General features: G+C 59.4%; 8 protein-coding genes. 1 reads left to right on the top strand and 7 read right to left on the bottom strand.

Features of this window, described 5'->3' with window-relative positions:
* Positions 1–102: 102 nt before the first annotated feature.
* From P1S46_10165 to P1S46_10135, 7 genes are all read right to left on the bottom strand, one after another.
* On the bottom strand, positions 103–1,284 hold the full coding sequence (locus tag P1S46_10165; GenBank protein MDF1536843.1) for a mandelate racemase/muconate lactonizing enzyme family protein: 1,182 nt from the start codon (positions 1,282–1,284) through the stop codon (positions 103–105).
* 57 nt (positions 1,285–1,341) lie between these two features.
* Entirely contained in the window at positions 1,342–2,409 is a 1,068-nt protein-coding gene (locus tag P1S46_10160; GenBank protein ID MDF1536842.1) for a tartrate dehydrogenase, read from the bottom strand.
* 50 nt (positions 2,410–2,459) lie between these two features.
* Positions 2,460–2,915, bottom strand: coding sequence for a tripartite tricarboxylate transporter TctB family protein (locus P1S46_10155; protein MDF1536841.1), 456 nt, complete (start codon positions 2,913–2,915; stop codon positions 2,460–2,462).
* On the bottom strand, positions 2,912–4,453 hold the full coding sequence (locus P1S46_10150) for a tripartite tricarboxylate transporter permease (protein ID MDF1536840.1): 1,542 nt from the start codon (positions 4,451–4,453) through the stop codon (positions 2,912–2,914). The genes P1S46_10155 and P1S46_10150 overlap by 4 nt, the downstream gene beginning before the upstream one ends.
* A 49-nt stretch (positions 4,454–4,502) precedes the next feature.
* Entirely contained in the window at positions 4,503–5,456 is a 954-nt protein-coding gene (locus tag P1S46_10145; GenBank protein ID MDF1536839.1) for a tripartite tricarboxylate transporter substrate binding protein, read from the bottom strand.
* Positions 5,457–5,672: 216 nt separating this feature from the next.
* Positions 5,673–7,541, bottom strand: a complete 1,869-nt coding sequence (locus P1S46_10140; protein ID MDF1536838.1) for a sigma 54-interacting transcriptional regulator — start codon at positions 7,539–7,541, stop codon at positions 5,673–5,675.
* Between the two features lie 67 nt (positions 7,542–7,608).
* The gene (locus P1S46_10135; GenBank protein MDF1536837.1) at positions 7,609–8,034 is read right to left on the bottom strand and encodes a DNA-binding protein; all 426 of its coding nucleotides are present in this window, start codon (positions 8,032–8,034) and stop codon (positions 7,609–7,611) included.
* Between P1S46_10135 and P1S46_10130 the strand changes: the two genes are divergently transcribed.
* Positions 8,006–8,216: hypothetical protein (locus P1S46_10130; GenBank protein MDF1536836.1), on the top strand; the 211-nt coding region annotated here is incomplete at its 3' end. The genes P1S46_10135 and P1S46_10130 overlap by 29 nt on opposite strands.

Raw genomic sequence — 8,216 nt, 5'->3', positions numbered from 1 at the left:
TTACAAATCAATGACTTACGGGGTGAGTCATTGATTTGGGCGCCCCGCGCGGGGCGCGTTGATGACTTTTTGCGAAGCCATCAAACTTCAGTCCACGGTTTATTACTCACAGAACCGTCTGTCGAAAAGGTTACGGATAAGGTTCATCAGGTCGGACTTGGCCTCGAAACCGACTCCCGGGAGATCGGGCAGACCCACCATTCCCCCCTCCACCGGCGTATCGTCCGCAAAACCCCCGAAGGGCGCGAACACCTCGGGGTAGGATTCGTTGCCGCCCAGCCCAAGGCCAGCCGCGATATTGAGAGCGAACTGGTGCCCCCCGTGGGGAATGCACCGGCGGCGTGACCAACCCATCTGCTCGATCATCTCGATCATCCTCAGGTACTCCACGAGCCCGTAGGAGAGCACCGGGTCCATCTGGAGGATATCCCGGTCGGGGCGGAGTCCCGCGTGACGGAGAAGGTTCCGAGCGTCCTGCATGGAAAAAAGGTTCTCACCGGTGGCGAGGGGGCCATTGTATTGCTCCGCGAGATCCGCATGTAGCTGGTAGTCCAGAGGGTCACCCGGCTCCTCGTACCAGCGCAGGCCGTACGGTGTCAGGGCGTCGCCATACTCTACCGCTGCTTCCAGGTTGAACCGTCCGTTGGCGTCAACAGCAAGCCGCTCTCCCTCGGAAACCATTTTCAGGACCGCTTCAATCCTGCGAAGATCATCCGACATTGGTGCTCCACCGATCTTCATCTTCACCACGCTGTATCCACCATCCAGGTAGCGGCTCATCTCGTCCCTGAGTTCCCCGGTTTCCTTGCCGGGATAGTAATACCCCCCAGCGGCGTAGACGAAGACATGGTCGTCGGCCCTTCCTTCGTTGTACCGTTCGGCGAGCAGCCGATAAAGGGGCTTTCCCTCGATCTTGGCCGCCGCGTCCCAGATCGCCATGTCGATAACGCCCACGGCCACGGAACGCTCGCCGTGGCCTCCGGGTTTTTCGTTGGTCATCATGAGGTCCCACAGCCGGAAAGGATCGAGGTTGCCCTGGGATTCGGAAACGTAGGTCGCGGGATCGGCCTCGAGCACCCGCGGAATGAACCGCTCCCGGAGCAGGCTGCCCTGGGCATAGCGCCCATTGGAGTTAAAACCGTATCCCACCACCGGTCTGCCGTCACGCACGACATCAGTGACCAGGGCCACCACCGAGACCGTCATCTTGCTGAAATCTATATAGGCGTTCCGGATGCTCGAGGCAATGGAGGCGGTTCGTTCCTGGATGTCGACGATCTTCATCAGTTCCCTCCCCTACAGACGGCTCAACCTCCCTGCCCCTGCTGGTTTTTCGAGTGATCAGTTTCCAAGGGCTGCTATCACAGCTTCCGTTACGTCCACAGTCCTGGCTTTCCCGCCCAGGTCCGGAGTCATTACCCGGCCCACACCGGTCACTGTCTCCATGGCTTCCATCAACCGCTCTCCTGCCTCCTTCTCCCCCAGGAAATCGAGCATCATGACGATGGACCAGAAGGTGGCTATGGGGTTAGCGATCCCCATGCCCGCGATGTCCGGAGCCGAACCGTGGACAGGTTCGAACATGGAAGGGTACTCCCGCTCAGGGTTGATATTGGCGGAAGGTGCGATACCGATGCTTCCTGCCACTGCCGGGCCCAGGTCGCTCAGGATATCGCCGAAGAGGTTGCTGCCTACAACGACGTCGAACCAGTGGGGGTTGCGAACAAAGTGGGCTGTGAGGATATCGATGTGGAACTGGTCGGTCTCAACGTCCGGGTATTCGGACCCCATTGCGGCAAACCGCTCATCCCAGAACGGCATGGTGTGGACGATACCGTTGGATTTGGTGGCGGATGTGAGCTTCTTCCGGGGCCTGGTGCGGGCCAGTTCGAAGGCGTACCTCAAAACCCTGTCCACGCCGATTCGGGTAAATACGGAGATCTGGCTTACCGATTCCATTTCTGTGCCGGAGAAGATCCTTCCGCCGATCTCGGAATATTCGCCTTCGTTGTTTTCACGGACAACGACAAAATCAATATCCTCTGCCGTCCGGTTGGCCAGGGGTGATACGACCCCCGGAAAGAGACGGACCGGCCGTATGTTGATGTACTGCTGGAAACTGCGCCTTATGGGGATCAGGAGCCCCCACAAGGACACGTGGTCCAGCACCCCGGGATACCCCACGGCGCCCAGGAAAATGGCGTCGCACTGGGACATTCGGTCGATCCCGTCCTCGGGCATCATGCGGCCGTGCTCGCGGTAGTAATCGCAGGAGTAGGGAAACTCCTCGTACTTAAGGCTGAAACCGTGCTGCGCCGCCAGGGCGTCGAGGACCCGAACCCCTTCCGGGATCATTTCCCTGCCGATACCGTCACCGGGCACCAGGGTCAGTTTATAGCTGTTGCTCATTTTTTAACTTCCTTTCATGGTGGACCGGATTCACAGGCCCCCGGCTCGGATCAGAAAAAGAGCCCGGTTGGAAGAGGCACGTAAAGGAGTTTGGCGAAGATCATGTAGAAAAAGGTCACCTCGGCCAGGACAATACATAACCATTTACCTGCCTGGAGCGGCGTCACCTTCCGGTGCGTGGAGGCCAGATAGCATGTCAATCCCCAAAACCCCGCAACGCTGGCAAGGAAAAAACCCGCATAGGGAATAGCGATCACCCATACAAAGAGGATTGTGCCGGTACCGAGGATCTTGCCCCTGTCACCCTCGGAAAAAACGGACCGGCGGTGCGGGCGCACCAGGCCCTTGACAACCAGGGCCACCGAGAACACCCCGAGGAGAAACAGGATCGCATTGGGGAACATGATGCTCAGGTGGCCCACTTCTCCCCGGCCGTACCAGAAGATGCCTACCAGGACCAGGCCGAGGATGCCTGCAAAAAGATCTGTATTCGTTTGCCTTTTCATGGAGAATCCCCTTCATCCTTTAACAGCTCCTCAGGACCTCTTTTGAACCTCCTGAATCCCGCCGAAAGGTAGGGGGAGGCGAAGGAAAGTACCATCATGAAAATGATGATCTGTGAAAGTCTGTTCTGGAACAGCATCATCCACGGGTGGTCCAGGGAGGTGCCTCTCAGGATGGACTGGACGAAACCCATTTCGGCGATTCCCCCCAGGATGAGACCCAGGACGATGGGCGCGGATTCCACTTCCAGTTCCCGCAGGACAAACCCGGTTGTACCCAGCAGGAGCATGATAACCACGTCGGACAGGCTGTTGCGCAGGGCGTAGGTGCCCAGAATGGTGACGAGGGCGATGGATGGTACCAGCAGGTAGTGAGGGGTCTTGACGATCACCCGGTAGATGAGCCTCCCGCCCAGCAGCCCCACGGGGACCATGAACAGCGCGGCTAACCCCATGGAAATGATGAAAGCGTAGGTCAGGTCGCCGCTCACGGTGAAAAGGTCCATGCCGGGCCGCAATCCGTGCATCAGCATCACCCCGAGGATGACCGCGTCAGGCGGAGCTCCAGGGATCCCCAGGGTGAGCAACGGCACCATGCTTCCGGCCACTGTGACGTTGTTGCTCGACTCGGAGGCCACAAGCCCCTCAACGGTCCCCTTGCCGAAACGTTCCGGGTGTTTGGATGCCCGCTTGGCCTCGTTGTAGGCCACCAGGTTGGCGATGCTGCCCCCGGCACCCGGGATAATTGCCACGATCTCGCCGATAATACACGAACGTATGAGGTTGACAGGCATGGAAAACACGGTGCGGATGGCGCTGAAAAAGGTGCCCCGCTTCCTGGAGTCCATGGTGACCTCGACCAGGGCCGCCCGGCCGTGGGCCGCCATGTTGAACAGTTCGGGGATGACGAAGAACCCGATAAGCGCCACGATCATCTCCACTCCGCCCTGCAGGACCGGCATTCCGAAGGTGAACCGGTTCTCTCCGCCGATGGGGGCCACGCCCACCGAGGCCAGGACCATGCCGAAGGACCCTCCCATGAAACCTTTCAGCGTTGACCCCGGGGAGAGGCTGGCGATAAGGGTGAGTCCCAGCATGGCGACCCAGAAATACTCGGCGGAACCGAACTGGATGGAGAGGCGCGCCAGCGGTGGCGAGAGAACCAGCAGAAAGAATACCCCCGCCAATCCGCCGACAGCCGAGGAAACGGTGGCGATACTTATGGCTTCGATGGCGCGCCCATCCTTGGCCATGGGGTACCCCTCGAATGCCGTGGCGATGGATGAGGGGGTTCCGGGGGTGTTGACGAGAATGGCGGCAAAGGACCCGCCGTAGATGGCGCCCATGTAGACGGCGCCCAGGGCCACCAGCCCCAGCAGCGGTGGCAGTTTGAAGGTGAAAGGCAGCAGCACCGCGAGGGCCATGGCAGCCGTGAGCCCCGGCATGGCACCCACGAAGAGGCCCGACGTCACTCCCCCCAGGATGAGGAAAAAAACGAAGGGGTTCATCAACTCCGTGACCACTTTCCAGAAAAGCTCCATTGGACCTCCCGAGACCTCTCGCGGCTGCTGCTGCTTTAAAACCCGATGATTACTTCTTCTGCTCTTCGAGTATGTCGTTGATCACGTCGCTGTAGGACTTGCCCATCTTTTCCACCAGAGCCGTGGCGTCATCCCCGGTAGCGTAGGTCATGACGAACCCCAGGGGGAGCTGTTTCTCGGCGATCTTCTTGTTGGCCCTGGTGAAGGCATCGGCCAGCTTGTCGATAACCGCCTTGGGCGTTCCCTTGGGAGCGGCCACGCCCCGGAAGGCTCCGCCCACGATGTCGTACCCCTGCTCCTTGAAAGTGGGGGCGTCCGGAAGGGCTTCGACTCGCTCGTCGGAGGCGACAGCCAGGACCCTGACCTTGTCCCCCAGCTGCACGGGGGGCATGGAGTAGGTCATGAGGGCGCTGAGGTGGCCGCCGAGGATAGCAGGTACCAGGGGACCAGTCCCCGTGTGCGGGATGTAGGTGAGCTTGATGCCGGCCTCACGCTCCAAACGCAACATCTCCAGGTGGTTGGCGCTGTAGCTGCCACTGCCGCCCACGGTGATGACCTTGGGGTGTTCCTTTGCGTAGTCGATGAAGTCCTTGAGAGTTTTGAAGGGGCTGTTCGCGTTTACCACAAGAGCGTTGGGGGTAAAGTGGAACCACATGACCAGGCCGAAGCCGTCGGTCTCGTATCCCGAGTTCTTGCGCAGCATGGGCCCGCCGATGATGTGGGGGATATTGACCCCGATGACGGTGTAGCCGTCAGGCTTCGCTGTGCGCTGGAACTCGCTCCACGCGACCGCGCCGCCGCCGCCGGGCTTGTGGTTCACGTTCACATCCACACCCAGGACCTCCTCCAGGATGGGCTCCTGGAAGCGGGCCGTGACATCCGACTCCCCACCGGGGTTAAAGGGGATAATGTAGGTGATGGGTTTCTCGGGGTACTCGGCAAAGGCAATGCCGGCACTGAAGACGAACATGACTGAGATCGCTAGGATTATCGCTCGCTTCATGGAACTTCCTCCTTTTCGAAAAGGGTTAAACTGAAAAATAGACGGGGACCAGGGTCCGCGCCTGCAAGGGACGGGCGCAGGGATAAGAGCAAGGGGCGTGCCAGAGAACCACAAACACATAAAACGCTGTTACAAAACAACTTTATACCTGGAAAGGGGAAAATGCGGGGAGCTGTGCAACAAAATGCAACACAACGTTGCGTTGCATTGCAACAATCAGTTCTGCTGGCCTGTTTTTTTGAGACGTCGCCAGAGAGTGACCCGGTGTATACCCAGGATCTCGGCCGCCCTGTGCAGATTGCCGCCGGCCTGGCGCAGCGCCCTTTGGATCTCCTCCGGCGTACTCCGATCGCGGGAAGGAGTTTGACGCTGACTGCTCTCCAGGAGCCGGGCGGCTGTCTGAGTGCCGACCTCTTTCCCATGGTCTGCCGTTACCATGAGGCGGTGGCACCAGTTCTCCAGTTCGCGCACGTTGCCGGGCCAGGGATGGCTCATCAGGAGTTCCATGGCCCCCTCGCTCAGGTGAGGAGGTTCTCCACCCTGGCGCACCAGGAAATGATCTACCAGGACAGGCACATCGACGGGGCGCTCTCTCAGCGACGGGATGCGCAGGCTCAAAACGTTGAGGCGGTAGAAAAGATCGACACGGAAATGGCCATCTTTTACATGCCGGTCAAGATCCCGGTTTGTGGCGCAGATAACCCGAACGTCCACCTTGATCACCCTGTCGTGGCCCAGACGCATCACCTCCCTCTCCTGAAGAACCCTGAGAAGGCGGCCCTGCAGGGAAAGGGGGATCTCGCTCACCTCGTCCAGCAAGAGGGTCCCGCCGTGGGCCAGTTCGAAAAGTCCCGGCTTGCCTCCCTTCCTGGCCCCGGTAAAAGCACCCTCCGCGTAGCCGAAGAGCTCGCTTTCCAAAAGGCTCTCGGGCAGCGCAGCGCAGTTCACGGCCACGAAAGGACCTTTGCTGCGGCCGCTCTCATGGTGGATGCTCTGGGCAAAGATCTCTTTCCCAACGCCGGTTTCTCCTTGCAAAAGGATGGCTGAATCGGTAGCGGAGTACCCCTTTGCCAGTCTCACCGCCTCCATAAGCGCCGGGCTCTCCCCCCGAAGGTCGGAGAACCGGAAGCGGGCCACGTGGCCCTTGCGGTTAGCTTCCTGACGGATCTTCGATTCCGCTCTGATTATACGGGTGACATCCTGGAGTGTTCCCACAACGCCCATGATCTGACCATCGACCATAATGGGAACCCGGCTTACAAGCATGTCTGTTTTCCCCAGGGAAACCATCTCACTGAGCTCCTGGCGGCCAGATGCCAGGGCTTCGGTGAGACGCGCCTCCGGTATCACATCCCGCGCCGGTCTTCCCAGGGCATCACCTGCATGAACTCCCGTGAGCCGTTCGGTGACGGGGTTAAATACTGTGATGCGCCCTTCACGATTGATGGCCACAATGCCCTCGTGGGCGTAATCGAGGATGGCCTTGAACTCCTCTGCCTGCTGCTTTTCCAGCCAGCGGGCGTCGACGATCCTCTGGGCTTCCTGAACAGCCAGCCGAAAAGAGTTGGGGCCGCACTGTAAAAGGACCGCTGGTATCCCCCTCTCCTCGGCCACCTTGCTCGTGATCACCCCACCGAGAACGACCTCGACACCGTCGGCCAGGGCTAAGTCGAGGGCCTGGTGAACATCCTCTTCCAGTTCCAGGGGATAGTATCGCAGGTCGATCCGCAGAAGGGGCGCGAAAGCTTCCAGGCCCAGGGTCATGTTGGGGAAGGCGACCACGCCGATACGCGGATCATCCTTCCCCGCCAACTGGCAGGCTTCGGCCACGGCCTGGACCATGTCTTCCGCAGCGATGGGGATCTCCACGATGGGCGCCATGATGCCCGCTTTCTTGAGCAGAAGGGCCGTTCCTCCCCGGGTGATGACGATGGTATCTACGCCCCCGGTCTGGGCCCGGCGCGCCACGGGCAGAGCCGTACTCAGGAGTGCCTCCACGATCTCCATCTGATCGGTCTCGTCAGCAAAGACCTTTCGGGCGGTCCTGGCCATCTCCGCGCTGGGTGCTATGAAAAGGATACTCATTTCACCTCCTCAACACACTGCCAAAAGACAAGGGGATCACCGAACGGGACTTTTAAACAAGAGGTGATCATTCCTGGGGCCACAATGCCAGACCTGTTACTGCATCCCACTCCCGGCTGTAAGGTTTACCCACCAGTTCCCTGATGCAGTATTCGGCTGCGAACACCCTGGTACCCGGCATCAGGTGGCCACCGTAGCAGCGCCCCTCTTTGTCGGACAAGATGACATGGGTATGGACAAAGATCTCGCCCTCCTTGAGGGACATATTGCCCAGGCAGGAAACGATCTCCAGGCCCTTTTCGATGTTCAGGCACTCCATATACTCCTGTTCATCCTGTTTGTAATACCCCAGCCTGGCAGAGGACACGGCCCCGATGGCGGTGACCACTCCGAACCGCACGTTCTCATAACGGCAGACAGCAGTCAGCGATTCCAGAAGATCGGCCCCGGATGGGAGCCTGCCGATGAACGCTCTTCCCTGTTCAACACGCATCTTGGGCGCTCCTTTTTTTGATGTTCAGTTGGTTTTAACTGATTATGGCCGCCCGCTATTATTGCCCAAAATTCCATTTTGGACCAGCTTGGTCGTGCTGGGCCGCCTAGCCCGCATTATTCATGATGGTGATGAGATGTCAGCTAACTGTGTGGCAATTAAAGTTGATGACTTCGCAAAAA

It is taken from the genome of bacterium (assembly GCA_029210545.1).
GTDB lineage: Bacteria > BMS3Abin14 > BMS3Abin14 > BMS3Abin14 > BMS3Abin14 > JARGFV01.
The sequence above is the reverse complement of the archived record's forward strand: the minus strand, read 5'-3'. Positions and strand labels throughout refer to the sequence as shown.

Coding starts and splice junctions, on each gene's coding strand:
- P1S46_10140 (MDF1536838.1), bottom strand. CDS start 7,541: ATGAGTATCCTTTTCATAGCACCCAGCGCGGAGATGGCCAGGACCGCC.
- P1S46_10145 (MDF1536839.1), bottom strand. CDS start 5,456: ATGAAGCGAGCGATAATCCTAGCGATCTCAGTCATGTTCGTCTTCAGT.
- P1S46_10165 (MDF1536843.1), bottom strand. CDS start 1,284: ATGAAGATCGTCGACATCCAGGAACGAACCGCCTCCATTGCCTCGAGC.
- P1S46_10160 (MDF1536842.1), bottom strand. CDS start 2,409: ATGAGCAACAGCTATAAACTGACCCTGGTGCCCGGTGACGGTATCGGC.
- P1S46_10150 (MDF1536840.1), bottom strand. CDS start 4,453: ATGGAGCTTTTCTGGAAAGTGGTCACGGAGTTGATGAACCCCTTCGTT.
- P1S46_10135 (MDF1536837.1), bottom strand. CDS start 8,034: ATGCGTGTTGAACAGGGAAGAGCGTTCATCGGCAGGCTCCCATCCGGG.
- P1S46_10155 (MDF1536841.1), bottom strand. CDS start 2,915: ATGAAAAGGCAAACGAATACAGATCTTTTTGCAGGCATCCTCGGCCTG.